This is a genomic window from Paenibacillus sp. FSL E2-8871 (assembly GCF_038000345.1).
Taxonomy (GTDB): Bacteria; Bacillota; Bacilli; order Paenibacillales; family Paenibacillaceae; genus Paenibacillus_AQ.
This window is the reverse complement of record NZ_JBBOBV010000001.1, coordinates 1,754,833-1,780,121: the sequence shown is the minus strand read 5'-3', so window position 1 is coordinate 1,780,121 and position 25,289 is coordinate 1,754,833. Positions and strand designations below refer to the sequence as shown.

The following is a 25,289-nucleotide window of genomic DNA, read 5'->3' as shown; positions in this document are numbered from 1 at the left end:
CACCTCTCTATTCCTCAAACGATAAATTCATAGGCTCGTCTAGAAGTTCACACATAAAATCGATATTCGTCGTAGGCACCTTGGTATCCACTTCCTCGAATTGAAGCCCATCTATCCAGACCTGTCCACTCCCGGACAACAGCACACCAAAAGCAATCGCGGCACTATTATCCGGCACATCCAGCACGATGCTGTAATGGTTCCACTCCGTATCTCCAATAATGGGGCGGTCACTCATGTTATCGAATTGCAGTACATCATGAAGAGCATCATCGACTCGCATCCAGAACCCACAAAAGCCTCTCACTGCTTTTGTTTTGATAAACCCTGAGAGCTTGAGTCTTTTGCCCATATATTTGTCCGCTTTGAATTGCTGCATCATCGTTGCAAATTCGCCTTCCGTCGGTACCACTGTAACCGACTTTAAAAATCCGGACGCTCTCCCTTGATGGAAGGTTTCCCGGTCAATCCCCATCTGATAGTTGAAGGGGTGACTCCCGCTTAATTGCCATCCCTTTAATAATTGTTCATTTTTCATTTTCATTTCCTCCCTTTGCATCGTTAATTTGCCCATGATTTTGCGATACTGCCCTGGCGGTAATTGATAGTATTTCTTAAAAGAACGGGTGAACGATTCTTGGCTCTCAAAGTGATAATAAATGGCAATATCTATAATTCTTTCATCTGTCAACAGTAACATGTTGGACGAATTTGCAATTCTCCGAAATCGGATATATTCAGATACGCTCACGCCAACCTCTTGCTGAAAAATCCGATGGTAATGATACTTTGAAAACCCTGCAAACTTAGCCATACTCTCTAGTGACAATTCTTCGGGCAAATGCGTCTCTATATAGGCAATCGACTCTTGGATGATCGTACTGTAGCTCATGTTATAACCTCCTTAAGAATAAAATATCAGAAGCAACCGCTGCATATTTGATATATATTGCTTTGTTTCTCGGGTATATAAAGGATAACTCCATCCATATTATTGTGTTCACATAAAGATAGCAATAATGATCAAAAAGGTGTGGTGCAATGAATTTATACTTGAAGTAGAACGTAAAATTATTTTTCGGTAAGGAGTTAGATGCAATGAAATGGAAGGCGAATACCCTTAGTCTGCGTAGCTTGTTGTGCATGCCGCTCACTTTGATCATGCTTAGTACCTCGATAACATCAGCGGTTATCCCGGTCAAGACTGCATATGGGGAAGCAGCGGTGAATGAACAGCAAGTCAGAACAGCAAGATCGTATCAGGCTACTTTATCCGATTGGAAGCGTTGGGCCGCGGATCATGCTTATACCTTACAGACGATCCAACCGGAATCATGGTCTTCGAACGGAGGATCCATTGGGCAGGACAAATTTAGCGACCTTGATATACTGATCCCGTTGCTCGCTGATAAGCGAATCGTATATTTGGGAGAAAATTCACATGGTGTGGCCGAATTTAATCTAGTCAAAACGCGCCTCATTCAATACATGCACCAAACGCTAGGGTTTAACATTGTTGCATTTGAGAGTGGTTTGGGCGATGCAGCCCTTGGTCAAGGACGGATAAAAAAGACGGCGACTCCCGATACGATGAGGCGTTCCATATTTGGCGTATGGTGGACGGAAGAGACGAAGCCGCTATTCGAATACATGAAGGAGACACATAAGAGCGAATCGCCTTTGCGACTGACGGGCTTCGATATTCAGGTGCAATCGCCGCTTTTTCAGAATGCGAACTGGATTCCAAGTATTAAGCTGAAGGACAGAGCGCTGCAAGCGGAACAAGAGGTTCATAAGTGGAGAATGAGCAAGGATCAAAGCGGATTCCGTAAGGCCAAGCCTGAGCTGATTAAGGTGTATGAAGAGCTATTGCAGGCCGTGACTAAGAATGAAAATGCGTTGAAGATGGACTATCCCGATGAGCCGCATATCGTCAAGTTAATGAAGCGAGCGCTAGAGGATCGAATCCGGGTCATTCAGGAATTTAATGAGCTGTGCATCCAATCCAATCTATTATCAGAACAAGGGGATTATAGCGGCGCTCAGTCCATGATGGAATGGCGCGATCGGGCGATGGCCAGCAACCTTGCATGGTTGGTGACAGAAGTTTATCCGGAAGAGAATATCATCGTATGGGGCCATAATGGCCATATCAGCAAAGCACAGTCTCTGATTTCCACCATGCCGAAGAGTATGGGAGAGCTTATGCCAAAGGAACTGCAACAGGAAAGCTACGTCATGGGTCTATTTATGGGCGAAGGACAAGCAGCCGAGAATACGAGGGAACCGATTCAGTTGAATCCGATTATTCCGGGGTCTATGGAAGATATTTTGGCGGCTGTAGGACAGCCATATACATTCATGGATTTACGCTATCGGGAAAATGAACGGGGAAATTCTTGGATGTTCGAACGGATGATAGCCTCTTATCAGGTGCAAATGCCGATGCCGTTAGAGCTAAGACGGCATTTCGACGGCGTCCTTCTCATCAAACAAGCGAAGATGCCGACATATTTGCCCGACACACATAAGTGAGAAGGAAACCGTTTAAAAAAAGTTATTCTTCTTAGATTTCAGGCTCAGCTTCGTATCCCTTCGGGACAAGCCCTTTTTTGATTAAGACTCCTGAGCAGACAAATCTAAACTACATTGAAATAGGTGGAACGGAACAATGTGCACTTACCTTGGAAGTCAATGATTTTCACGGACTCTACAGCCAAATGAAGAACAACGGAGCTAAGGTATCGGAGATTGAAGATAATGGGGGTTGTGGTCTTAATTTTTATGCCCAGGACCCAGATGGAAATAAACTCGATATTCGGGGTGGCTGGCCCAAGTAATTTGTCATTCAGCTAACGGAACCGAGGGAGTTCAATACATAAGGGCTGCCAAGTGGCAGCCCTTTGTTCTGTCGAACGGCAGATTAGTTTAACTTGTCTTTTACACGTTACATAATCTACCGCGGCGAAGCTTCGGACTAAATTAAAACTTGAGTATAACTTACATCAGAATTATAATAGGGATAATTTCCAACATGAGGTGAAAAGGATGACAATCCGTATCGTTCGAAGTATTTAGTTTTCGGGCTGGGGAAAAACGCGTGCCAGCCATCAAGGGGGTTCTCTACCCTTTTTGATCACACGAAAACTATAACTTTGAACGGTCTCGATTGGCATTGCTCTTAATATAAAGCCAAGGGACACAGGGTTTAGGTAGGGGACCAATAGATTGCTCATTGATTCTTCCTATTTAAACTGACGGGCCCTTGGCTTTTCCTATCATCTCTTTGGAGGCAATATAAAATGATAAAAAAATGCATTGTATATTTCAAGTGGATCATATTGCTATATGTACTTATGGGCTTTCTGGTTCAGTTTTTTAACACTTTTGGCATTAAGATATTTCAAGAACTGTTAGATAAGGTAGCTTTAGCCGACAATTTCTACGATGTCTCATCACATATCTTTTTATATAGTGCTCTGTTGTTTTTTGAAGAGATGATTAAATTGAAGCAAGGGATATTAGTTTATCTAAATGGAACTTCAAGTTCTGGAAAGACCTCCATATCGACTGAACTGATAAATCAGAAAGAGATTCCTTTTTATCATTAATCAATTGATGATTTTTTTAATAATTACAATGATTTTATTAATAATAAATCTGTCCCGAGTATCTTACCAGTAATGCCAGGAGCATGCGGTCCCTCAATTCTCCTCATTTGAATTCCTTCCCATTCATAATAGTCATTAATTGCTATTATTTTCTTGAATCCAGCTTTTTGAACAAAGCTTTGGTCCCTAGGGCTACAAAATACAAGAGTTTCCTTATTCAAGATGGATATAGATTTCGTATCCCAATGATCAAAATGACGATGTGTTAGAAGGATAGCATCTACATCTTCGAAAATGTGAAGTGAAACAGTCAATGAAGTCAATGGATTTCTGCGATAATTTCTAGTGAAAGGGACAGGTGAAAATTTACCGGCTTCACTCAACATCGGATCAATCAGTAATCGTTTTCCATTTATTGAGATAATTTATGTAGCATGTCGAATATGCTGTACTGAAATGGGCATAAAAGCATCTCTCTAAACAATTTAGTGACTACAAAAATAAATTCGTATGTATCTTCCAAAAAAACATATTTGTTTTCTTTTCAAAAATATATGAACCTAGCGTTAAAACACAAGTGAAAAATTGCAAGCCATCCAAAACAGTTTTGGGGTTCAGTTCAACTTTGTTCAAAATGAGATTAATTTTTAGCAGTAAAATCAATTAACGTATAGCTTTTTTGATCAATTTTTTTTATTAAACTAACAAAAATACTTGCAACACCTATTATAGTACTGTACAGTACTAATTATGACAAGGGTGAAATTAATGAATCAAAAACGTGTGATTGAAGTAGCTGCAACATTATTTTTAGAAAAAGGGTTTGCTTATACAAGCATGGATGAATTAGTTCGTGTAAGCAAAGTTTCAAAGTCTAATGTGTATTATCACTTCTCTAATAAGGAAGAATTGTTGGAAGGGGTCGTTGATTATTGGATTGAAATGTATCAATCTGCAATTGATGGCTTACTATCTCAAAACCAATTATTAGTTGAAGATCGTATCCAACTGTTTTTAAAGCAATTATCACAAGGAGTTCAGACGAGAGAATATAAGGGGGCTGTCCATTTATTACGCTTTATATTCAAAGCCCTACAAATGCCACAAAAGTAAAAGAAAAAATAGGTCTTTTTTTTGCAGGATTACAAACGAAAGTTTCTCTATTACTTAAACAAGGGGTAGAGAATGGTGAATTTAGAAAGACAATTAATATTGACGAGGTTGCATCTCTTTTTATTACAAATCTTGAAGGAGCGCTATTTATTTCAGAAACACTGAAGGATGCAACTGTAATCATGAAAACAGCAGATCATTTTTTTAACTTGCTTCGATAAAAGAAGCATTTTTTTTACATCAAATTAGTACTGGATAGTACTAAAAGGAGGATTTATATGAGAACAGTATTTTTAACTGGTGGAACAGGTTTTATTGGAAAGCAATTAGTGAAGGAATTAGCCAAAGAGCATGTTACAATTCTTCTATTAGTGAGATCGAAAAGTAAAGCAACACGCATTTATCAAGAAAGAGGCATCTTAAAAGAGGCAGTTATGCACTTTATTGAAGGTGATTTGACGAAAATAGACTTAGGTTTAAGTGCTGAAGATAAGGAGTGGGTATTGAAAACAGATGTGATTATTCACGCAGGAGGCCCCATGGATATTCAAGCGACAAGCAAAGAGACAGCTTCCGTATTTTTGAATGGTGCCCAACATATTAGTGAATTCGCTAAAAATATTCATCAATTGAAGGGATTGCAACAATTTATTCATGTTGTAGGCTATATGAGTCCCTTTGATGATAAAAATAGCAAGATTGCGATAGATGTGTTTAAAGAAGGAAACAATTTTTTGAAAATAAAAAATCCATATGAGAGAACAAAGTTTTTAGCAGATCTTTATATCCGTCAGCAGGCATCAACAGTAGGTTATCCGCTTTCAGTAATTAATCCACCAACTGTAGTTGGTAGTAGTAAAACAGGGAGTACGGAGCAAACAGGAGGCTTAGGCTTGCTTGTGATGAGTATGCGAAAAGGGCTCATGCCAGTGATTCCTGGAGGTAAGGAATATAGATTACCACTTATTGCAAACGATGAACTAGCAAAGTTTATTGTGCAGGTTTTCAGATTGGAGCAACCAACTATACAAACATATACACTTGTTGAAGATAAACAACATGATCAGAATATTTCAGAATTATTAGATGCTATGTCAGAAAGTATGAATATGACTGCACCTAAAATTTCTGCCCCATTGCCATTTATGAAAGCACTTATGAATAGTGGGGTAAGCAAAATAACCCAAATTCCTGCTGATGGGCTGAACTTTATTACAAATCGAACATTTTCAAATGGTTCAGCGAAAAAGATTATGGGAGAAGATTGGTTTAAGGAGACAAATGTAATGAAATTTTTCCCAGCTGTAATAGCTGATCTGGATTATCGCATGATGTATCAAAATGGCCGGCACAGTCATTTATTTAAACGAACATTATGTAATAATACTACCATTTACCAATCACAAGGAGAGGGTAAACCGTTTATTTTATTACATGGTTTATTAAGTGATGGAGAGGATTTATTTCCTTTAGGGAAAGAGCTTCATGAAAAAACGGGTCGACCTGTATGGATCATGGACCTTCCAGGTTTGGGACGTTCTCCTTTTAAACGAGAGAAAAATCTTTTAAATATCTATTTGAATGTAGTGAAAAAGTTATTGGAGAAAGCTACTAATGGTGCCCATCTAATTGGCCATTCATTTGGTGCGTATATTCTTTTGGAAGCATTAGTACAAAAGTACATAGATAAGAAGTATACAATTACTTTACTTCAGCCACCTGTTGCTAAAAAAAATGCAAAATCGATAAATGTTCCTCAATTTATGAACAAATGGACATTGAAATTGGCAACTACTAATTTGATAGAGCGTTATTTATTAAGTAATGGTTTATTTGAAAGTACTGAGAGCATCCCTAAACATTATATTGAAAAAATAAGTAACAGTTTTACTTCTCCTAGAATTTTAAATACTACGGTTCAGCTTAACAGTTTACTATTGAAAAACGATCAAGGTGATTTCAATGAAGTAACAAAGTATAATCTTCGCATTATTTGGGGGGATTATGACAGAGGCTATTCTGCTCCTTCGCATCTTGGTAAGGTTGATTTTGTTCCATATGGTCATCATTTTCCTCTTAACCATCCGAGTGAAACGGCTAATTTGGTAATAAAAAATAGTAGTACTAGCAGATGAGAGTGTGGGATAAATAAAAAGCGTGTAGTAAGATCGTTGTGTCTTTGAAATAAAGTCGTACTGTTTGAAAAAATAGATTGTCTACATGAACGCTGGATATATTTACTTAAGAATCTAACAGCTAATCAATTACAGCGTACATATCAGTATCCTGAGGTAGTAAAATGCGAATTGAACAAAGTATTGCTCCTTACACATGACATGTAATTACCTTGTGAAGAAATATACTTACGGTCAGTCAACGCGATCAGCTGCCTTTATTCAGCTAACGGGCAGCTCTCAAGGTAGCTTATAAAATTGTATTTTGTTACGATAGGTGTAACCAAATTTTGGCTGATTTAATGAGGGGGCTATTCTATGTACATAGCTATAATTGATGATCAGACATACCTATCTATTCTCCAGCAGACACATTCTCAAGAGTTATTTGATTTAATTGATGGTAGTCGTGATTCTTTAAAAAGTTGGCTTGAGTTTCCTGATAAAACAATTACAGTTGATGATACAAAGGCCTTTATTCATCGATCTTTAAGTAGATTTGCAAATAATAATGGATACTGGGCGGGTATCTGGCATAAAGGAGAAATCGTAGGATCAATAGGATATTTATGGATTGATCCGGATTCTAAAAGAACTGAAATAGGTTATTGGTTAGGGTCCAAATTTGAAGGTAAAGGTATTATGACTAAGGCCTGTAATACCTTCATAACACATGCTTTTAATGATTTACATTTAACTAAGGTTGAGATTGGAGCAGCAACTAATAACATCAAAAGTAGGGCGATACCAGAACGTCTAGGATTTACTCAGGAAGGGGTAATTCGAAACTACGAGTTGCTGCACAATCAATACCTTGACCGAGTTATATACGGTCTTATTAAAGAGGAATGGCTAGTGCGAAATTCGCTAACCTAACGGGACACTTTAGCTCAAACACGATGGGGCAGCCGGTCAGTAACGCGATCGGCTGCCTTTCTTCAACGAAAGGGCAGGATAGTTGAATGATTTCGCGAATAACTTAAGTCATGACGAATTTACGAAGTTCGCAAAAAGACGTTAGCCGAAAGAAGTTCTTAGTTTAGGAGGAGTCTATATGATATTAGAAAAAGTTATAAATAGAATTGTAATACAAAGTGAATATAAGGATTTTGTTGGTAAGTATATAGATAATATACTTACCGAATTTAAAGGTAAGATTCATAGCATTTATATGTGTGGCTCGATTCCAAAAGGAACTGCTAAACCTTTTAAGTCAGATGCAGACTTTACTATTGTATGTGTAAATCCCAAAGATATTGATTACGAAAGATTGTCAATTATTAAAGACAGGCTTTTGGAAGAATATCCAGTAGTAACTAAGATTGATACGATAATTTGCTCGATTGACGATGTATTAAGTAAACCAAATGAGTGGGGTTTTTGGGTAAAGATAATTTGTGTTTGCATATATGGTCATGACGTTGGTGAAAAAGTACCACCGATAATTATTTCTCCAGAGTTCATTTTAGACTTAAATACAGAGACCAAGGAGGAAGTAGATCGTATACATAGTTTACTTTCTAATGCTAGTGATAACACAATGAAAACTAGATATATTAAAGGTTACTCTAAGAGATTAATTCGTGCATTATACTCTTTGGTTTTAGAAGATACAGGTGTATGGCAAGATGACATTATTAAGATGAAGAATGCCATATTAAACTATTGTGAGATTGACTCTGCTTTAGTTGATTATCTGTATGCTTGTTACTTGGATAGTAATGTACTTGTTGAAGAGTTTCTGGGAATTGCAGATGAAGTATATAGCTATTTTGAGAACGCCTTAAATGCAATGGCTGCTTCCAGAACTTCCTTCGGCTAACACCATATTGACGCTCCGGGTCACTCTGAGAAGCAAGTGACTACATCCAGCCCCCTAAGCCCGTCGGGACGTCACTGCGTTAGGTGTTTGGCAAGCCTGACAACTATAAGCAGCGACTCTAATTAAAACATAAGACTATTGAGCTAGCGGGACAAGATAGTTGAATAATACATATTGATTGAGCAGGGCACCTTAATAAACTAAGTGATGAATAAAATATAAATATAAGTGTTCTCTCTCAAACTATTGGAAAATATTATGGTACGATGTCCTTATTCGGTTGTTTCAAGGGGAGGGAAGATACCGTGCTGAATACTCAGGATATTGCTATAGAAGCATTAACTTGTTATCCAATTACTTATCAATCAATAGCTCATATTGGCCAAAATGCAAACACCATCTATAAAGTGACAGATAAGGAAAGTAACTGCTATAGTTTGCGAATACATCTATCAAAAAATGATTCGATGGAAAGTATTTGGTCTGAGGAAAAAGTCATCCATTCAGAAATGATTTGGCTGGAATCATTAACAAATGATACAAATCTGGTGTTGCCATCACCTATAAAAAATAACATTGGTGAATATGTTACTAAGATAGATGACATAAACTGTACATTGTTAAAGTGGGTAGATGGTGAACAAAAACAATTTATTCCAACAGTCAATGATGCCGAGTGTGTAGGCGAATTGATCGGAAAGCTTCATAAACAATCATCTTTTTGGAAAATTCCGCGATCATTTACTCGACCGTCATTTGATAATTCTAGAATTTCACAATCATTAGAAAAGCTAAAACAGCTTGCTAACGGTGGTGAGCTCGATAAAAATGATGTGGAAATTCTGCAATTGGCCGGAGAGTGTGCAATTTTAATGATGAACGACATAGAAAGAACACCTGGCAATTGGGGGATAATTCATGCAGATTTGATTCCAAGTAATTTTGTGTTTCATGAACAAGAAGCTAGAGCTATTGATTTTGGAGCTTGTGGGTTCGGATATTATTTATTCGATTTAGGTTGGACACTTTCTTATATCCACCCAGCATTCAGAAACCAGTTGCTAGAATCATACGCAAAACAATTCGACCTGCCTCATAACTATGTTCAACGTTTGGAAGGTTTCTTTGTAGCAGCCCAACTCGAAACAATGAATTTTTGGCTTGGGCTGCCTGAATCTAATGAGTGGTTACCCAGTCACATTAATAAATTAGCAAGTCGGGAATTTAAGCGATATGTAAATAAAGAAGAATTTCTCTTTAGTGGTACTCCTTACTGGGAGTAGTTTGTTTAACGAACTGAGAACGTTAGCCCAGATACTTTGGGAGCAGTTTTGCTTCAGAAGAATAGAGATCATGATAAGCTTATTGTCGAAAAGAATCTATAACCGCAAAAAACAAAGGGAGAGGTACTTTGAAAAAATTAGGGAAGCAACAAAAGAGGAAATGATCGAAATTTATAAGATGGGCTATGATGTTTGGGGAGATAATCTGCCATATGAAGAATATATAACTATGTGCCAGGCTTCCAAAAAGTATAGAAAGGGAAAGTGATACGTTCTTGAAGCAACAGATACAAAGCAACTATTAAGCTCCCTCATCGTATATGAACTAAATCTTTCTGATGACCAAATTGTAAAAGGGATTGGTTCAATTGCTACCCCTTTATATTATCGACTCCATAGTACTTGATATCCCCGATTACTTTTAAAGCACATCCTTATTGAAGTAATGGGAAACGATAGGCTAACCCAGGTGATTTGAATTACAGATATGAGATTATTGCGGGTGTAAAAAAACGCCGGTCACCTTAAGCAGGTGACCGGCGTTTTCATATTAGCTTTTAGGCATTTTGCTCTCATCCATGTACAGCAGGTTCCAGCGGTGACCGTCCAGGTCGGCAAATCCTGCGCCGTACATCCAGCCGTCAATTTCACTCGGCTTGCCAAAGATGTTTCCTCCGGCAGACTCTGCTTTTTGAATAAAGGCATCTACTTCTTCTCTGCTTTCAGCGCCAATGGAAAATATTACTTCTGCGCTATGGGAAGTATCTGCGGTTTTAGAACCTGTGAATTTCTCAAACGCCGCATACGGGAACAGCAGAATCGTTGTTTGGCCTATGTCAAGCTTGGCTCTCTCGTTACCAACGCTCACTGCATGGAATCCAATCTCATTGAAAAAGGCAGTTGACCTCTCAACATCTTTGACCGGCAGGTTAATCCAGATCTCCTGTGGCATGGCTATAGCCTCCTGGAATATATTATTAGCAACTCCTACTATACTCTAGTTCTGGCAGCAGAAGCTAATCTCTTTCACAACTCACTCTTAATTGAAATACTCGATAGTTTTCTCAATAAATGCCTTGGCCGATTTTGTCAGAAAACGGTCGGACCTATAAATGATCTCAAAGTGACGGTATGGCGGATCGTCTGTAATTCGGATGCAGCGTAGTGTTGGTTCATTCATCGCTTGGATCAAACGATAAGGCAGCAATGTTCCTCCGACGTTGGCTTTAACCAAGCTAATAATGGAAGTAGCCGAACTGGTCTCCATGATCGTATTTAAACTGAATCCATATTTACGGCAATAGCCATCAACCAGTTCTCTGCCTGTAAATCCTTCGGGAAACATCACAGTTTGGATATTTCGCAGTTCTTGGATTCCAATCGTGCTTCGTTCAGCCCAATCATGATTCTCGGAAACGACGAGTACATATTCTTCACTGCACAAAGGAATGCGTACAAGCCGATCATCAGGAGCAGACGTGATCTCGATGCCGATGTCTACTTCATTATCCAGCACTTGATTCAAGACATAGATCGAAGAGATAACCTTTAGTTGTACCTTGGGGAATCGTGCATGAAAATTCACGAGCAATGGGGTGAGCCGATAGTCCAGATCGGAAGGGAGAACACCAATTACCAACCGACCTCGTTGATCATTGCGGAATTCAGCTAACGCATCCTGGGTATTCTGTAAATGCCGAATCATCTGTACACAGTGCTCCAGAAACAGATTTCCTGCCTGGGTCATCACAATCTTTTTGCCGACTCGGTCAAATAAGGGAACACCGAGTTCATCCTCGAGCGCGCGTATTTGTTGACTCAACGTAGGTTGAGATATGCCGAGTTTCTCAGCTGCTCGTGTAAAATGAAGCTCCTCACACACCGCAATGAAGTTTTCCATCTGACGAATCTCCATATGAATACCCTCTAATCATTGGTTTTAGTAATCATTTTAATAGAAACTATAGTATTGTTCAATCATTCTAATGATTCTATACTTAATCATGCACCACCCAACGATCTGTCGTTAACAAATAGGATGATGGGTGAATGTAACGATACTACTACCATGAGGTGATTCATAATGAAACTTTTTTATATCGTCCTGGCGCTTATCCTGGCTTCACTGAATTTACGACCACCCATTACATCCATTTCACCTCTAATGAGCACCGTACAGAATGATCTGGGTATAAGCGGGATTACCGCCAGTCTGTTAACCACACTTCCGGTATTATGTATGGGCATATTTGCTCCGTTCTCCGTAAGATTAAGCAGAAAGTGGGGAAATGAGGGCGCAATTGTTTTGGCTTTAATCCTCATTGGGTTAGGTACGGGATTACGATGGTTTGTTGGTACAACTCCATTGATGATGTTCACTTCTTTTCTGTCCGGAGTAGGAATAGCATTGGCAGGGCCGCTATTATCCAGCTTCATTAAGCAGTACTTCCCTGACCGAGTGGCAGCTATGGTGGGTATCTACTCTACAGCGATGGTGATGGGGGCCAGCATTAGTGTGGGATTCAGCATACGCTGGGTGGTTCGTGGAGGGGCTCGTTGGCTGTATGGGCATTTCTCTCAGCCATTGCATTGCCGATCTGGTTGAGATTAGCCTGGTCTGCGCGCATAGATCGACAATCCGGTAAAATCTCGAGTGTACTTAATGCACCACTTCCGGTGAACAACAAGCGTGCCTGGATGCTGACATTATTCTTCGGGCTGATGGCAGCGATCTTCTACTCGTTGACCGCTTGGCTTGCGCCAGCAATCCAAAGCCAGGGGTATAGTCAAGAGACGGCCGGCAACATCCAAACCTTATTCACATTGATATCTCTGCCCTCTACGTTGTTCATTCCCATGCTTGTACACCGTTACCAAAGACGTGTATTCTGGCTTGTCGGGTGTGCGCTATTAGAGTTGATGGGTGTCCTGATGCTGAACATATCCGTTAGCCCCTGGCTCGCGGCGATTCCACTCGGTATTGGAGCGGGTGGATTGTTCCCAATTGCACTGATGTTGCCCATTGATGAAACAAGCAATGCTCAGGAAGCCAGTAGCTGGTCCGCAATGACCCAATCTGGTGGATACATTCTCGGTGCGCTTGGGCCGCTAGCTATTGGCTGGCTCCACGATGCAACGGGCAGCTTCGTTCAAGCATTCTATGGTTTGGCTGTAATCATCGTGCTTCAGATTATCGTTCAAATGGCTATTGGAAATAAAAAAAAGTTCTCCAGCAAGTTATGATAAGCCGAAGAGCTGAGATGATGTACTATTTTCATGATTAATTTAGAATCGGATTTTGTTGGGGGGAAATAAGTAGAGGAGCTTCCTATATGGTAGCTCCTCTTTTCTAGTAAATTAAACGGGCAATATACTAAGGTAATATTGGATTATAGGTTCATTCTATAAAGATTATTTCTTTTATATATTAGACCAATAAAAGCCTGTAGCGATATTATGTTATTTATAATAATAACGTGGAGGAATGGTCTGATGTCTATTTATGATTTTCAAGCGAAGTCAATTAATGGTGAGCCTGTTGAATTGTCAATTTATCGTGGAAAAGTTCTGCTTATTCTGAACACTGCCAGTAGATGCAGCTATTCTCGCCAATTACCTGATCTTCAAAGGCTTTACGAAATTCACCATGAGCAAGGGTTTGAAATACTAGGTTTTCCTTGTAACCAATTCAACGAGAAAGAGCCAGAGAGTAACTCGGAAGTACATGAATATTGTGAGAGCAACTTTGGAGTTAAGTTTCCTTTATTCGAGAAAGTTGAGGTTAGGGGACCGTCTGCTCATCCGTTATTTCAATATTTAACACAGCAAGCACCATTTCACGGGTTCGATACTGAGACATCAGGCGGTCAATGGATGCAGGATTTTCTGCTGGAAAAGTATCCGGACTTATATGCCGGTGACGGGATCAAGTGGAATTTCTCAAAGTTTTTAATCGATCGAAACGGCCATATATATGGTAGATACGAAACTACGACTGAACCATTTGACATAGAGGTATTTATTGAATCACTTCTTTTAAAGTAAATGAATCTGATTGGTGATTAAGCTAACGGGCAGCTTAGTGGAGTAAAGATATGGTAAAATATATAACATGCCCCCTTGATGGTTAAGGAGACTGACTTGGAATATTCTTAAGTCAATCGATAGCAAATTATACAAGGATAAGGTGTGATGCGGATGACTGATTTTACAATGATTAAAAAGCTGTTTCATATTACGAAACGAAACGGGTTTAGTCATGACGAGATACAAACCATTAAAAATAATTTTGGTGAATTGCCCCAGGTGTTTATAGATTATTATTTGGAACTCGGTAAAGACGAGCGGCTGAATCATACGCAAGATAGTTTGATCAAGCCCGAGCAATTCCAATACTTCAAGCATAGTGAATATTTAATTTTTTATTGCGAGAATCAGCGTGCCTGTGTCTGGGGAATCCATAGGAACGATTTATCCAGGTCCAATCCCCCTGTCTATATGAGTTACGATGAAAAGGTATGGAAAATGGAATTTGAAACATTGACCGATTTTTTTCAGGCGATGGCCTATTTGCAAACCGTATTCGCTCTTGAATACGGCTGTGAATCGTTCTATTCCATTGAACAAACCGACTTGGATTTTATTCGTGAAAATTTTAAAAACAAAGGTATTTTCTTTCGGCATTGGATTGGCATCGAATTTTATGGGAATTACGATGACAGCATAATAACGGTGATGAATAATGACGATAGTTTTGATTTGATTTATGCTTCAAGCGACAAAGAACATTTTGATGAAATGGATCGGGTTCTCTTAAAACTAGGAGTAGTACTTTGAAATTTTCTGTTTCAAGAAGTCAGCAAAATAGGGACTTCAGAATGTCATCAATAAGTTAAATAGCTTGGAATATCCTTACAGAATAAGTGCGAAAAATAGAGTTAAATCCAGTGGAGCAAGCATCTGTTGTACTGTTTGGAATTGAGGATGAATGAAATGCTAATTGAATAAAAAAATTGTTCAAATCAGATAAAAGATAAATACGTTGCAGGTACCTTAAAAAATTAAAGACGATGGATGGCTTGGTCCAATTATTATATATATTGATGTCCAAAAAAAATAAAGTATTAGACTAGCGGACACTTCATTAAGCTAACGTGCAGGATAGTTCAATCGTTACTCGAATATTTTATGAGTTGGATAATTTTATGAACTTTCTGACTATAACATTATCTGAAAAATACGTTTTTAAAGGGATGATTAAATTGAAGCAAGGGATACTAGTTTATCTAAATGGAACTTCAAGTTCTGGAAAGACCTCCATATCGACTGAACTGATAAATCAGAAAGAGATTCCTTTTTATCATTTATCAATTGATGATTTTTTTAATAATTACAATGATTTTATTAATAATAAATTTCCAGATGAACCTCCAAGAGAAATAGATCATCAAGTTGTCTCACAAATACTTGATGATTCCATATTCTCAGTGTACCATTCGACAATTAAATTGTTATCAGAAGTGGGTTTTAATGTAATAGTAGATACCGTAATCGACAATGACAAGAGGTTTAATGAGTTTCTTGATCAATTTTTCGATCAGCCTACGTTATTTATAGGTGTAATATGCTCGAAAGAAGAACTCATAAGAAGAGAGCAAGCAAGAGGAGATAGAAAAATTGGACTAGCAGCTTCACAGTTTAGCAAAGTATATTGCTTTGATGAATATGACCTCGAAGTAAATACTGAAGAGATGAATCCAAAAGAATGTGCCGAAAAGATATTAAGTTTTATTAAGTCCAATAAGGAATACTCGGTATTTAAGAAATTAAGTAAAAGAAATGTTAGTGTTTCCTAGTAGGCGTATCCATCAGATAACACCATATTCCAGCATTGAGGCTATTGCCTCTCGGTTTGCCCGAAGGATTTCGGAATTAAGCTAACGGGAAACGATAGTTCGATTAGACATAAGGGCAGCCGATCCATGGATCGGCTGCCTTTATTCAACTAACAGGCAGGATAGCGTAGTGATAGCTTTTTTTGGTATCGAAAGCACTTAAACCCCAAATGATTATAATTAATTATTATAGATACAAATAATTAGTAAGATAGTAAAATTTACAATTGATCATTACCTGATTAGGATTATGAACTGATATATGATCAAGAAAAAATTGAGGAGTAATGCGATGTATACACAACCTACTGTCTTACGTTCAGTCCTAGATCCAAAATACTTGGAATACTGTTTGAGCAAACATTATGATATCGGGCAATGGATTGAATGTTTGTATTGGTTACGAGGATTAAATGATACTTACAGGGTGCGAACTTCTAATGGATTTTACATACTTCGTGTTTACCGCCTTGCAATTAACGAAAATGATGTAGCGTATGAGTTATCCTTATTAACTCAATTGAAAATTGTCCTTAACTCTGTTGACACAAAAGTGTCGGAACCCATAGCAAAAAAAGACAATAGCTTGTATACCGTTCTAAATGCACCAGAAGGGAAGCGAATTGCTGTAATTTTTCGCTATCTCAATGGCACGGAGAACATACTTCATGACGAGGCATCATGCTTTACCTTTGGAAGATCAGCTGCCGAACTGCATACAGCAATGGATCAAGTTATTCTAAACCAACCGCGATACGAGTTGAACACAAATTTTCTCATCACTCAACCATTGGAACGAATTGTTAACTACATTGGTGAAAAAAATGAGGCAGTACCATTTCTACATGAATTTGCGAATGCATTGAAAGAACAAATCCTTATTGCTTCTAGACAAGGCTTGGATTGGGGGTTATGTCATGGAGATATGCATGGAAATAATAATGCATTCAAAGAAGGAAGCTATTTTACTCACTACGACTTTGAATGGTCTGCTAATGGTTGGCGTGCATATGATTTGGCACAAGTTCGGGCTAGAAAGCGTCAGTTAGAGGATCAAAAAGAACCTTTATGGAATGCGTTAATCTCGGGTTACCGATCTGTCAGAAACTTCTCGGCACAAGATGAAATGGCAATAGAACTATTTGTTATAGCTCGACGCTTTTGGGTGATGAGTCTAGATGTCGCTTTTATCGAAAGTGACTCTGGTGCTTTAGACTATTCAGATGATTGGCTTGAAGGTTTTATTGATGAATTTAGAAACTTTGAAATTGTGTAAATGAAATATTATTATTAATTCTTACTAACGGGACAAGATAGCGCCATGAGAACAGGCTGCCAGCATAATTGGCAGCCTGTTCTGCTCAACGGGCAGGATTGAATGGTAGATAAGTTGAATATTATGATAAGTTATTGAATATGCGATATTTGATAAGCTTGATGCCAGAGTGTATCAGGAAGGTGATGTAAATGTCAGGTAAGAGAGAGTTGTCAATTTCACAACAGTTGGCAATTGAAAATATTACACAGAACGCTAGAACCCGAAAATGCGAAGCTCAAAAGACAATAAAGGAAGTTCTTCAGCTGTCAGATATCCCTTGGAGTACATTTGAGGATACCGTGCTTAAGGTTTTCAAACGCGAGGGTCGCGCTGCATTTTCATCCTGATCGGCCAATTGCGGACATGAAAAGTGTGGCACAGGCATTGCTCGAGCAGGGGATCTATAAGAGTCAGTTTGAAACTCACATTTCCAATGGCAGCGTATCTGCTTATCAAGGCGGATCACGGGATCTTTGGGAGAAAAAGATGTTTGGAGGCGATTATCAGTTAGATGGCGTGACGAATAGCCAGCGCCCGAAGTACGGGGCGCTAGTTTTAATGTTGCACCCGGATGGACCGGCTCCGCGGTTTGGGTCATGTTACTTCCTACTCTCACCGAAAGTCTCCTATCACTGTACGTACACTTATTTGGATTCACATCAAGATCCCAAGGAAAAAGGCACTTATGCTGAGTTTGATGACATTTTAGCAGCGATTTTTAAAGATACATTTATTCGAAATAATGCAATCGGCGAGAAAAATCTGACACCGCAGAAGTTGATTGAGCATCTGTTGTACAATCTCGAACAACCATTCAAGGATCCTTCAAAACGAAAGTCCAATCGAAACCTAGACCACTATATTGAAGCCCAGATTCACGATGATATCATATTAAATGATGACGTAGAAATGCTTGTTGCCGATCCTTCGTTCAAAGGTACTTACATAGGAGATGTATTAGAACAATTATGCTTAAAGTAGTAATCCTGCAGTATGGAGCGATAGAGGGGCCTATGAAGAGTTGCTTCAGGAATTAAAGAGATTATTCCTCATCGAAATCCATTTCTCTTGGTTGATAGGATATTGGAAATTAATGAAGGGAAGAGAGCTGTTGGAATTAAAAATGTAACAATTAATGAACCTTATTTTCTAGGTCATTTTCCTGACTATCCTGTTATGCCTGGAGTCTTAATTGTAGAAGCACTGGCACAGGTCGGTGGAATCGCGATGTCCAACGTTGAAAGCAGCCATCATAAAATAGGCTTATTAACGGGTATTGATAATTGTCGTTTCAAACGACAAGTAAAACCAGGAGACCAACTCCTTCTTGAATTTGAGGTAATTCGAATTAAGGGACAAATTGTCAAAGGAAAGGGAGTGGCCATGGTAGATAATGAATTGGTATGTGAATCTGAAATTATGTTTGCATTCAGTTCGATTTAGGTTGTAAACTTACGGTCTGTTTAGCTTCAGAAGCATAACCGGTCAATGGATCGGATTTATCATAAGAAACAATATAACAACGATACAAAAGAAAGTATTAATCAATATGACGAAGTGTCTAATTTGTATTACACAACTCGCTCAAAGAAAAAACAGAATAATCAAAGGGTCTGAGTCAGCAGCAGGAAGTTTGTTCGTCATGCTAGAACCTTTATGAAAGATTTTCCTAAACCACAATACGTGTTGGATTAACTAACAAAATATAACGAATTCCATAGACGACGATCACCTTTCTGAGCGCTATTGGCGAGAGATCTCACTTAGTGGACAGTGGGATTTTGTTTGTGTTTGTGTTTGATTTTTTAAGCGAATTCGGATTCGCAGTTAAACGGCGATACCCCATTGGCGGGAGACCTGTCCAGCGTTTGAATTGCTTGCTGAAATGGGACACATCACGGTACCCCAGTCGTTGAGCAACCGATTCGACAGATAGACTATTATCCATCAGCAGCAGTTTGGCGTGTCGAATGATTAAGCGGGATAAATATTGCCTTGGTGACATCCCATAGATTTGATGAAAAGCACGATTACAATGTGTTGTACTGTATCCAAGCTTTGCTGCAATATTCTCAATACCGCCACCTCTTTCGCCTGTGCTGGCAGCGGTGGAGACGGATTCCTGCAATAGTCCTTCAATAGCGTTAGCCAGTGCAACTGTATTTTCTGTAGCTTCTGTATCTGATGGGAGAGGCATTTCCGAAAGCACCCAACCGCTGAGCGCGGTCAGAAGCTGCAGTGAAGCATGCAGTGTGACCAAGCGATTTCTATGTGTGTCTTTAGACTCTGACAAGATGGAAGAGTTAATGATTACATCTAGCGCGGAACGGATGGCCAGCAGTTCGGGGGTGTTCCCGCTGAGACTAACAGCATCTGCTGTAAGTAAGGCACGCCGCAAAATCAGGTCATCAATATCAAAATGCAGGCAGTAATAAGTCATGTCACAGTCAGTATTTGAACCCATACTACTATGCTCAACACCGGGACGAATGAATAAAATATCGCCGCTTTTCTGTATAAAAGACTTATTGCCTACCGTCATTTGTTGCTCACCTTGAAGGACAATATTAATCTCAAACATCGGATGAGTGTGTACAGGATATTGCCAATCCAAATTTACTTTTCTCCAATGTGCGGCGAAGATATGAAAGGCTGCTTGAATGTCTGGTGACATCTGACCGTCAATAGAATTATGGAAGGCGGGATCATTCGAGATCATTTCAATCCTCTTTTACAATAAAATTTGGCTTAATTATATCATAGGTTGTTATCGATGTTTGATTTGCCCAAATAATAGAAGGCTTTAGCCCTGTTGCACTTCCAGAAATATCGATAACATGGATATATAGCCCGGAAGTATCCGGGATCATGTTGGAGGGAGTGCATTTATTTATGTCACATAATAAATTCTTTAATGCTCATCATTCACCGATCGGTGCATTTGCGAGTTTTACCTTAGGATTTAAAGGAGCTAGTGGTGGTTTCGATTTGGAGATGGCCAAACCTCCTAGACAGAATATATTCATAGGATTAGAACGCACTGATGGGAAAGGGTATGACACACTACCATTTCACGAGATTGGCGGAGATGACGAGAGCAAACGCTATGACATCGAGAATCCAGACCCCAATCCAGACAAGGAGAATATTCTGTTCCCTTTTCAAGATCGTGAGATTTCTAGAGATTTTCAAGTAGCTACAGACAGCTGGAGTGCGGGGGATCTGACCTTCCGGATTCTCTCGCCAGTTCGATCAGTACCAGATCCTGAAACTGCGTCTGTGGAAGAAATGAAGGAAGTGTTGCTGCCAGCAGTACTGGTTGAGCTCGAAGTGGATAACACCTCATCAGCTACCTCACGTCGCGCGTTCTTTGGTTTTCAGGGAACAGATGTGTATAGCGGAATGAGAAGACTGGATGATGTGTCATCTGAAATTACAGGCGTTGGACAAGGAAGATTTATTGCGATTGCTGCCGAGAAAGGCACTACAAAGTCCGCACTTCATTTCACGATGGAGGATATTCTAAGTGAGGAGCTTCAGGAAAATTGGACCTTTGGACTGGGTCGCGTGGGTGCTTTAATCATGGATGTTCCAGCCGGAGTAAAAGAAACGTACCGGTTTGCGATTTGTTTTCACCGTTCGGGTTATGTTACCTCTGGTATGGATGCTTCCTATTACTATAATCGCTATTTCAACAATGTTGAGGCAGTAGCCGAATATGCATTAGCTAAATTCGATGTTCTTAAACAAGCAGCGGAGAAGGCTAACGAGATGTTTAATCATGCAAAATTATCCGAAGATCAAACCTTTATGCTAGCGCATGCGATTCGTAGTTATTATGGCTCCACGCAATTGCTGGACTACAAGAATAAGCCATTCTGGATCGTCAACGAAGGCGAATACCGGATGATGAATACCTTTGATCTGACCGTCGATCAGTTATTCTACGAGCTGCGTCTGAATCCTTGGACGGTTCGTAATGAGCTGGATATGTTCGTAGAAAGATTCAGCTATGAAGATACGGTGCGTTTCCCTGGGGATGATACAGAGTATCCAGGTGGGATTAGCTTCACACATGATATGGGTGTAGCCAACGTAGTTTCACGTCCGGGCTATTCCTCCTATGAGTTATATGGCATTGATGGTTGCTTCTCTCATATGACACATGAACAATTGGTAAACTGGGTGCTGAGTGCGGCAACTTATCTTGAGCACACGGGTGATCGGAGCTGGATGGAACGTAATCTGAGTATCTTGGAGAAGTGCTTGGATAGTATGTTAAATCGGGATCATCCAGATCCTGAGCAAAGAACCGGTGTTATGGCGCTAGATAGCTCACGTACGATGGGTGGAGCAGAGATTACTACCTATGACAGTCTGGATGTCTCTTTAGGTCAGGCTCGCAACAATATTTACTTGGCAGGAAAATGCTGGGCGGCTTACTTAGCTATGGAGAAAATATTTGCAGAGTATGAGCGTGCGGAGCTGTCCAAAACAGCAGGGGCAGGGGCAGAGAAATGCGCCGCAACGATGGTGGCAAGCGTTACAGCAGATGGATATATCCCGGCTGTGATTGGAGAAGGTAACGACTCCAAGATCATTCCAGCTATCGAGGGTCTTGTATTCCCATACTATACGGGTTGTAAAGAAGCTCTTGATCGCAATGGACGATTCGCCGCATATATCAGCGCACTCGACAAACATCTTCATGCGGTGTTGAAGCCGGGCGTTTGTTTATTTGATGACGGCGGTTGGAAAATCTCATCCACTAGCAATAACAGCTGGCTTAGCAAAATCTATCTCTCGCAGTTCATCGCCCGCAACATTCTGGGACTGGAATGGGATGAACGCGGAGCGGCAGCAGATCGCGCTCACGTGGCATGGCTTACCCATTCAGAATTATCGATCTTCAGCTGGAGTGATCAAATTATTTCCGGGGAGATTACGGGCAGTAAATATTATCCTCGTGGAGTAACAGCGATATTGTGGTTGGATGAGAAGTAGGGATTTGGAGTTTCATTGAATAAATGGCAAACGGACCTCTTATTAGGGGGGCGTTTGCTTTTTTTTGTTAAATTATGAATTTCTTTTTTTGATTTATATTCCCAAAACTAGTACTATAGTATTAATTTGTAATTAATTCTAATAGGATGCGGAGCGGTGTATATGGTAAAAGTTACACGTACAAGGTTGCGACTAACAATTCGGAAAAAACTGCTCATGATGTCACTCACACTACTAATTCTTCCCATCGGAATATTAGGAGCAGTTATTTATCAGATTTCAGTCAAAGAAACGAATCAGCTCATTGAGAGTAAACTGAGTTCAAGCGTAAACCTGGCTGTCGCCTTAATTGAGAATTTGGAAAATTCCGTTCAATCGGGGCAGTTGACTGAAGTGGAAGCCCAAGAGCAAGTACGGACCTTACTACTTGGAAACAAAAATGAGGATGGTACTCGGCCTATTAATCAATCAATTGATTTGGGTCCAAACGGCTACTTCTTTATATTAGATAACAAGGGGGAACTGCTTGCTCATCCCAAACTAGAGGGAGATAATATTTGGGATAAACAAACCTCAAACGGTACTTTTTACATACAGGATTTGATTAAAGCAGCACAGAACGGTGGTGGAGCTACTTACTATAAATGGCCGCTACCTAAATCGGATGGTACTGGAAACGCTGTAGGAGAAGAAGCGTTGAAAATATCTTATGCTAAACTATCGCCCTCTTGGGGCTGGGTCGTAGCAGCAGGCTCTTATATGCAAGACTATAATACCGGGCAACAAACCATTCTAAAGGGAATTATTACTACATTGATTGTATGCGTTGTCATCGGAATTGCTGTAATATACATATTTGCACAACATATTTCAAGACCGATTGTACGCATAGCCCGTGAAGCTGAACGGATCGCTCAAGGGGATCTAAGCGGTAAAGCATTGACTGTGCGCAATCGGGATGAGATCGGACAGCTCGGAATCAGCTTTAATCAATTATCGGGTAATATTCGGGAATTAGTTGGGAATTTAACTATAAGCTCGGAGTTATTAGCTTCTTCCTCCAAACAGTTGTCTTCAACGTTAGGTGAAACCACAGCGGCACTTGTTCAGACTTCATCCTCAATGACTGAAGTGGCGAACAATAGTGAGAAACAAGCTTCCTCAACGCAGGAGACTTCCCAATCGATGGAGGAGATGGTAAAAGAGATTCAGCGAGTAGCTGAAGCCTCTACACATGCCTATCAGCTGTCGATGCAAACACTGGAAGAGGCTGATAAAGGAAACAGCCTTATCATTAACTCTTCCGAGCAAATGAACGCAGTAAGTAATACTGTTGTTGATTTAGGGATCACCGTTACTAGTTTAAATGACCAGTCTCAACAAATAGGCACCATCGTCAGTACTATTAAAGGAATATCTGAGCAAACGAATCTATTAGCGCTTAATGCGGCAATTGAAGCTGCTCGATCAGGAGAACAAGGCAGAGGATTTGCAGTGGTAGCTAGTGAAGTCCGTAAGCTGGCAGGACAAACAAGTGAAGCAGCTGAAAGGGTTTCAGTCATGGTTGAAGAAATTATTACGAGTATAGGTCATGCCCATCATTCGATGAGTAAAGGCCAAAATGAAGTCGCAGCAGGGGTTCAAGCGATTGATGATACGGGTAAAGCATTTGAACGCATTTTGCAGGCCACCCGGACCATCGTAGATCAGGTGGAGCAATCCTCGACCGCTGCACAACAGATGTACACGGGCTCCGAACAAATATCTGCTGCGGTGATGGAGGTCGAGCAGGTTTCATTGCACTCAGCTTCGGCTGCACAGACAGTATCTGCTGCCACTCTGGAGCAGCTTGCATCTATGGAGGAAATTGCCGCATCTGCTCGCAAGCTCCAAGAGGGTTCAAATGAGATGCGTGCTTTAGTAAATCAGTTTAAATTGGAATAGATGTTCAGACTTAGAGTTACAGAAATAGAATATGTAAAATATTAAAGAGGGGAATTAACCCCTCTTTTTTGCTGTTCTGACGTAAATAACCTTTTGAATACTATGAGGAAATTAATATAGCTTTTACAGCTCATTGACGCGGAGCGTATACTGGCTTGCTATATTGAAGGGAAAAGGGGGATGAATATGAAAGAAATGGAAGAATCGTCCTTTGCAGCTGCTCAGCCTGTCCTTGCAAGTGATACTTTTGGTTGGGATAAGCTTCAGGTTTCGCAATGGTATAGCCCACAGCAAGCTTTCACCCCATCCTCGGAGTCTAAATATTTAATAGGAATTCACTGCACAGCCTACTACGAAAATTACTACACCATTCATATTACCCCCTGTAATGAGAGCCTTCTTTGCCCTTGGGGCAGAACCTCGCTCTATTTTTTGAAAATAGAAATTACGCCAGCGGTACTCGAAGAGATTGCTCGTGAATCTGGTTATCTAAAGGAAGGCCATATCCAGTTGGACCGCAAATTTCATGTCAAGGATTCCAAGCTACTGCAATTAGGGCTTTGGATGCTGGAGGAATTACAGAATGGTGGTGCCAAAGGAAAAATATATAGCGACTCTTTATCCAACATGTTAATTATTCACTTGTTACAACACTATTCTTCAGTGATTCCCCAGCATTCAAACCGAAAAACGCCAGCCAATCAAGAAATATTTCAGGTCATTCAATTTATGCGTGAGCGTTTAGAAGATGAGATTCAACTGACTGATCTCGCTGGCATGGCTAATATGAGCCAGTCGCATTTTATTCGGATTTTTAAACAACAGACAGGATATACTCCCCATAATTATTTAATTCGCCTGAGAATCGAACGTTCTAAATTTCTTATTCGTTCCGGAAAAATTGGTTTGAAGGAAATTGCATCTCAGGTTGGTTTTGCCGATCAAGGTCATTTTACTAGATTATTCAAACGAGAAACCGGCCTAACCCCAAAGCTGTATGCGAATCAAAGCTCCTCCAAACCTAATCATATGATTTATTGATTTTATTCTTGCAAATGAGAGTTTTGTTCAAGGAAAGAAGTGTTTTGTTCAATTAGAGAGCTGTTGCCAGCTCCTATAATAAGGT

20 protein-coding genes and 4 pseudogenes are annotated in these 25,289 nt (G+C 39.8%); 19 read left to right on the top strand and 5 right to left on the bottom strand.

Annotated features, from left to right (window positions below; genetic code table 11):
• Positions 1-7: 7 nt before the first annotated feature.
• Positions 8-892 carry an AraC family transcriptional regulator gene (locus NYE25_RS08185; RefSeq protein WP_341145648.1) on the bottom strand — a complete coding sequence of 295 codons (885 nt, stop codon included), beginning with the start codon at positions 890-892 and terminating at the stop codon, positions 8-10.
• A 206-nt stretch (positions 893-1,098) separates the two neighbouring features.
• On the opposite strand from NYE25_RS08185, the gene NYE25_RS08180 reads away from it, so the two are divergent.
• The 3 genes and pseudogenes from NYE25_RS08180 to NYE25_RS08170 all read left to right on the top strand — a co-directional run.
• Positions 1,099-2,535: an erythromycin esterase family protein gene (locus NYE25_RS08180; protein WP_341145647.1), complete on the top strand. Its 1,437-nt coding sequence runs from the start codon at positions 1,099-1,101 to the stop codon at positions 2,533-2,535.
• Positions 2,536-2,612: 77 nt separating this feature from the next.
• Positions 2,613-2,840 carry a VOC family protein gene (locus NYE25_RS08175; protein WP_341145646.1) on the top strand — a complete coding sequence of 76 codons (228 nt, stop codon included), beginning with the start codon at positions 2,613-2,615 and terminating at the stop codon, positions 2,838-2,840.
• 666 nt (positions 2,841-3,506) lie between these two features.
• Positions 3,507-3,608, top strand: a pseudogene (locus NYE25_RS08170) (phosphotransferase-like protein); the annotation flags it as partial.
• Between the two features lie 26 nt (positions 3,609-3,634).
• On the opposite strand, the gene NYE25_RS31270 reads toward NYE25_RS08170, so the two are convergent.
• Positions 3,635-4,006 (bottom strand): MBL fold metallo-hydrolase, encoded by a 372-nt coding sequence (locus NYE25_RS31270; protein WP_445667170.1) that lies wholly within the window; start codon positions 4,004-4,006, stop codon positions 3,635-3,637.
• A 373-nt stretch (positions 4,007-4,379) separates the two neighbouring features.
• On the opposite strand from NYE25_RS31270, the pseudogene NYE25_RS08165 reads away from it, so the two are divergent.
• The 6 genes and pseudogenes from NYE25_RS08165 (at position 4,380) to NYE25_RS08140 (ending at position 10,271) form a co-directional block, all read left to right on the top strand.
• Positions 4,380-4,945, top strand: a pseudogene (locus NYE25_RS08165) (TetR/AcrR family transcriptional regulator).
• 57 nt (positions 4,946-5,002) lie between these two features.
• Positions 5,003-6,859 (top strand): alpha/beta fold hydrolase, encoded by a 1,857-nt coding sequence (locus NYE25_RS08160; RefSeq protein ID WP_341145645.1) that lies wholly within the window; start codon positions 5,003-5,005, stop codon positions 6,857-6,859.
• Between the two features lie 357 nt (positions 6,860-7,216).
• A complete protein-coding gene (locus NYE25_RS08155; protein ID WP_341055728.1) occupies positions 7,217-7,774 on the top strand; it encodes a GNAT family N-acetyltransferase in 558 nt (185 codons plus the stop codon).
• A 178-nt stretch (positions 7,775-7,952) separates the two neighbouring features.
• Positions 7,953-8,720 carry a nucleotidyltransferase domain-containing protein gene (locus NYE25_RS08150; RefSeq protein ID WP_341145644.1) on the top strand — a complete coding sequence of 256 codons (768 nt, stop codon included), beginning with the start codon at positions 7,953-7,955 and terminating at the stop codon, positions 8,718-8,720.
• 305 nt (positions 8,721-9,025) lie between these two features.
• Positions 9,026-10,003: a phosphotransferase enzyme family protein gene (locus NYE25_RS08145; RefSeq protein ID WP_341145643.1), complete on the top strand. Its 978-nt coding sequence runs from the start codon at positions 9,026-9,028 to the stop codon at positions 10,001-10,003.
• Between the two features lie 70 nt (positions 10,004-10,073).
• Positions 10,074-10,271, top strand: coding sequence for a hypothetical protein (locus NYE25_RS08140; protein ID WP_341145642.1), 198 nt, complete (start codon positions 10,074-10,076; stop codon positions 10,269-10,271).
• 282 nt (positions 10,272-10,553) lie between these two features.
• On the opposite strand, the gene NYE25_RS08135 is transcribed toward NYE25_RS08140, so the two are convergent.
• Positions 10,554-10,955, bottom strand: a complete 402-nt coding sequence (locus tag NYE25_RS08135) for a VOC family protein (RefSeq protein ID WP_341145641.1) — start codon at positions 10,953-10,955, stop codon at positions 10,554-10,556.
• Positions 10,956-11,042: 87 nt separating this feature from the next.
• Positions 11,043-11,903: a LysR family transcriptional regulator gene (locus NYE25_RS08130; protein ID WP_341145640.1), complete on the bottom strand. Its 861-nt coding sequence runs from the start codon at positions 11,901-11,903 to the stop codon at positions 11,043-11,045.
• 183 nt (positions 11,904-12,086) lie between these two features.
• Between NYE25_RS08130 and NYE25_RS31265 the strand changes: the two are divergent.
• From NYE25_RS31265 to fabZ, 7 genes and pseudogenes are all read left to right on the top strand, one after another.
• Positions 12,087-13,246, top strand: a pseudogene (locus NYE25_RS31265) (MFS transporter).
• Positions 13,247-13,495: 249 nt separating this feature from the next.
• A complete protein-coding gene (locus NYE25_RS08115) occupies positions 13,496-14,047 on the top strand; it encodes a glutathione peroxidase (RefSeq protein ID WP_341145637.1) in 552 nt (183 codons plus the stop codon).
• A gap of 153 nt (positions 14,048-14,200) precedes the next feature.
• Positions 14,201-14,839, top strand: coding sequence for a hypothetical protein (locus NYE25_RS08110; RefSeq protein ID WP_341145636.1), 639 nt, complete (start codon positions 14,201-14,203; stop codon positions 14,837-14,839).
• Between the two features lie 425 nt (positions 14,840-15,264).
• The gene (locus tag NYE25_RS08105; protein ID WP_341147701.1) at positions 15,265-15,858 is read left to right on the top strand and encodes a chloramphenicol phosphotransferase CPT family protein; all 594 of its coding nucleotides are present in this window, start codon (positions 15,265-15,267) and stop codon (positions 15,856-15,858) included.
• 331 nt (positions 15,859-16,189) lie between these two features.
• Positions 16,190-17,173 (top strand): phosphotransferase, encoded by a 984-nt coding sequence (locus NYE25_RS08100; protein ID WP_341145635.1) that lies wholly within the window; start codon positions 16,190-16,192, stop codon positions 17,171-17,173.
• A gap of 191 nt (positions 17,174-17,364) precedes the next feature.
• Positions 17,365-18,344, top strand: a pseudogene (locus NYE25_RS08095) (DUF3626 domain-containing protein).
• On the top strand, positions 18,248-18,658 hold the full coding sequence (gene fabZ / locus NYE25_RS08090) for a 3-hydroxyacyl-ACP dehydratase FabZ (RefSeq protein WP_341147700.1): 411 nt from the start codon (positions 18,248-18,250) through the stop codon (positions 18,656-18,658). The pseudogene NYE25_RS08095 and the gene fabZ overlap by 97 nt, the downstream one beginning before the upstream one ends.
• A gap of 316 nt (positions 18,659-18,974) precedes the next feature.
• Here the strand turns inward: fabZ and NYE25_RS08085 are convergent, their stop codons facing one another.
• Positions 18,975-19,934, bottom strand: coding sequence for an AraC family transcriptional regulator (locus NYE25_RS08085; RefSeq protein WP_341145634.1), 960 nt, complete (start codon positions 19,932-19,934; stop codon positions 18,975-18,977).
• A gap of 173 nt (positions 19,935-20,107) precedes the next feature.
• Here NYE25_RS08085 and NYE25_RS08080 point away from each other — a divergent pair, with 173 nt between their 5' ends.
• The 3 genes from NYE25_RS08080 to NYE25_RS08070 all read left to right on the top strand — a co-directional run bounded on the left by NYE25_RS08080 (position 20,108) and on the right by NYE25_RS08070 (position 25,204).
• A complete protein-coding gene (locus NYE25_RS08080) occupies positions 20,108-22,219 on the top strand; it encodes a glycoside hydrolase family 52 protein (RefSeq protein WP_341145633.1) in 2,112 nt (703 codons plus the stop codon).
• Positions 22,220-22,381: 162 nt separating this feature from the next.
• Positions 22,382-24,163 (top strand): methyl-accepting chemotaxis protein, encoded by a 1,782-nt coding sequence (locus NYE25_RS08075; protein WP_341061091.1) that lies wholly within the window; start codon positions 22,382-22,384, stop codon positions 24,161-24,163.
• Positions 24,164-24,349: 186 nt separating this feature from the next.
• Entirely contained in the window at positions 24,350-25,204 is an 855-nt protein-coding gene (locus NYE25_RS08070; protein WP_052404329.1) for an AraC family transcriptional regulator, read from the top strand.
• Positions 25,205-25,289: the final 85 nt, after the last annotated feature.

Excerpts from the sequence above, each read along its gene's own strand:
- NYE25_RS08080 (WP_341145633.1), top strand. The coding sequence starts at position 20,108 with ATGTCACATAATAAATTCTTTAATGCTCATCATTCACCGATCGGTGCA.
- NYE25_RS08155 (WP_341055728.1), top strand. The coding sequence starts at position 7,217 with ATGTACATAGCTATAATTGATGATCAGACATACCTATCTATTCTCCAG.
- NYE25_RS08085 (WP_341145634.1), bottom strand. The coding sequence starts at position 19,934 with ATGATCTCGAATGATCCCGCCTTCCATAATTCTATTGACGGTCAGATG.
- NYE25_RS08115 (WP_341145637.1), top strand. The coding sequence starts at position 13,496 with ATGTCTATTTATGATTTTCAAGCGAAGTCAATTAATGGTGAGCCTGTT.
- NYE25_RS08135 (WP_341145641.1), bottom strand. The coding sequence starts at position 10,955 with ATGCCACAGGAGATCTGGATTAACCTGCCGGTCAAAGATGTTGAGAGG.
- NYE25_RS08140 (WP_341145642.1), top strand. The coding sequence starts at position 10,074 with ATGATAAGCTTATTGTCGAAAAGAATCTATAACCGCAAAAAACAAAGG.
- NYE25_RS08070 (WP_052404329.1), top strand. The coding sequence starts at position 24,350 with ATGAAAGAAATGGAAGAATCGTCCTTTGCAGCTGCTCAGCCTGTCCTT.
- NYE25_RS08100 (WP_341145635.1), top strand. The coding sequence starts at position 16,190 with ATGTATACACAACCTACTGTCTTACGTTCAGTCCTAGATCCAAAATAC.
- NYE25_RS08150 (WP_341145644.1), top strand. The coding sequence starts at position 7,953 with ATGATATTAGAAAAAGTTATAAATAGAATTGTAATACAAAGTGAATAT.
- NYE25_RS08160 (WP_341145645.1), top strand. The coding sequence starts at position 5,003 with ATGAGAACAGTATTTTTAACTGGTGGAACAGGTTTTATTGGAAAGCAA.
- NYE25_RS08130 (WP_341145640.1), bottom strand. The coding sequence starts at position 11,903 with ATGGAAAACTTCATTGCGGTGTGTGAGGAGCTTCATTTTACACGAGCA.
- NYE25_RS08180 (WP_341145647.1), top strand. The coding sequence starts at position 1,099 with ATGAAATGGAAGGCGAATACCCTTAGTCTGCGTAGCTTGTTGTGCATG.
- NYE25_RS08185 (WP_341145648.1), bottom strand. The coding sequence starts at position 892 with ATGAGCTACAGTACGATCATCCAAGAGTCGATTGCCTATATAGAGACG.
- NYE25_RS08075 (WP_341061091.1), top strand. The coding sequence starts at position 22,382 with ATGGTAAAAGTTACACGTACAAGGTTGCGACTAACAATTCGGAAAAAA.
- NYE25_RS08110 (WP_341145636.1), top strand. The coding sequence starts at position 14,201 with ATGACTGATTTTACAATGATTAAAAAGCTGTTTCATATTACGAAACGA.